This is a genomic window from Frankia sp. AiPs1, assembly GCF_023716945.1.
Taxonomy (GTDB): Bacteria; Actinomycetota; Actinomycetes; order Frankiales; family Frankiaceae; genus Frankia.
This window is the reverse complement of record NZ_JAMQQF010000860.1, coordinates 1-1741: the sequence shown is the minus strand read 5'-3', so window position 1 is coordinate 1741 and position 1741 is coordinate 1. Positions and strand designations below refer to the sequence as shown.

At 75.1% G+C, this 1741-nt stretch carries 1 protein-coding gene and 1 pseudogene; both read right to left on the bottom strand.

What is annotated here, in order from left to right; all coding sequences use genetic code 11:
• Window positions 1–373 (bottom strand): annotated as a pseudogene (locus ND748_RS31350) (N-acetyl-gamma-glutamyl-phosphate reductase); the annotation flags it as partial.
• A gap of 127 nt (window positions 374–500) precedes the next feature.
• On the bottom strand, window positions 501–1741 hold a 1241-nt coding region (locus ND748_RS31345; protein WP_251749912.1), incomplete at its 5' end, for a phenylalanine--tRNA ligase subunit beta.

Below are 1741 nucleotides of genomic sequence, written 5' to 3'. Positions count from 1 at the left end.
GGCCGTAGGTCCAGGTGCCGGCGTGCTCGCCGCCGTAGGCGCGGCGCCACGCCTGCGGGTCGGCGAGGCGGTGGTCGGCGCCGAGGTCGACGACGCGGACGGTGCTCGGCAGCGTGGCCGCCACCGCCGCCGACTGCCCGTGCGGCAGGGCGAGGAAGACGACGTCCGCCTCGGCTGCGGCGAGGGTCTCGGCGTCGGTGAAGACGCGGCCCTCCAGGTCGGGCAGGTTCGGGTGCACGTCCGTCACAGGCAGGCCGACCGACGTGTTCGCCGCCAGCGCGCCGATCTCGATCTCCGGGTGGGCGAGCAGCAGGCGGAGGAGCTCCCCGCCGCCGTACCCGCTCGCCCCTGCCACTGCTGCGGTCACTCCCATGTGCAAAGTTATACACACGAGCTTATGAGCATGCAATGACATTCGGCGAATGCCGCCGTCGCGGCGCCTGGCGCCGGCGCAGGGTCAGGCTGCGCACCTCACCCGGACCCGGACCCGGATGCAGAGGCTAGGCGCGCAGGGCGGCGCCGGTGCGCTGGGCGGCGAGGTCGACGGCGGCGTCACGCACCGCGTTCACCTCGGCGGCGGTGAGCGTCCGGTCCCCCGCCCGCAGCCGCAGGCCGAAGGCGAGGGAGCGGTGCCCGGCATCGACCTGGGCGCCCTCGAACACGTCGAAGAGGGTCAGCGACTCCAACAGATCACCGGCGCCTTCCCGCAGCGCCTCGGTCACCTCGGCCACCGGCACCCGGATCGGAACGACGAGCGCCACGTCCCGGTCGGCCGGCGGGTAGGTCGAGATCACCGGCGCGACGATCGGCGGCGCCGACGTCGCGAGTTCGACGAGGACGCTGAGGCTGAGCTCCAGCGCGACCGTCCGCGGCGGCAGGCCGACGTCGCCGAGCACCCGCGGGTGCAGTTCCCCGGCGAAGCCGACGAGCCGGCCGTCGACGGTCAGCTCGGCGCAGCGGCCGGGATGCCACGGCATGGCGTCACCGGCCGTGGCGGTCAGCGTGAGCCCCACCGCCTCCGCGGCGACCTGGGCCAGGTCGACGGCGTCCGCCCAGTCCACCTCGCGACCCGGCGTCGACCAGCCGGCCGGATCGCGGCGACCGGTGAGCAGCGCCGCGACGTGCCGGGCCTGCTTGGGCAGGACCGAGTCCAGCGCGGCGATCTCCTCCGCGGACGGCCGGCGGTCCACCGGCGGCCTCGGCACCCACACCGGCGTGTCGGGTTCCTCCCGGAAGACCCGGCCGCTTTCGAACAGGGCGAGGTCCTGCTGGCCCCGGCCGATGTTGCGCACCGCGGCGGCGACCAGCCCGAACAGCAGGAACGTACGCAGGTTGGCGGCATCCTCGGCGATCGGGTTGGCGACCCGGATGGCCCACCGCCGCTTGTCGCCGGCGAGCAGGCCGAACGAGTCGGCGACATCCGTGGCCACGAACGGCAGGGTCTGCACCTCGGTCAGGCCCGCATATGCCAACGCCCGGGTCACCGCCCGGTGCATCCGCTGGGCCGGGGTCAGGCCGCGGCCGGCGGGCAACCGCGGCAGCGTCACCGGGATGGTGTCATAGCCCTCCAGCCGCACGATCTCCTCGACGAGATCCGCGGGCCGGGTCAGGTCGGGCCGCCACGACGGCGGCGACACGACGAGGACGTCGTCGCCGGCCACACCGCCCGCGGCAGCGCCGGTGGCGGCGTCGGCGACCGTGCAGCCGACGTCGGCGAGGCGGCGACGGACGACCTCGGCGG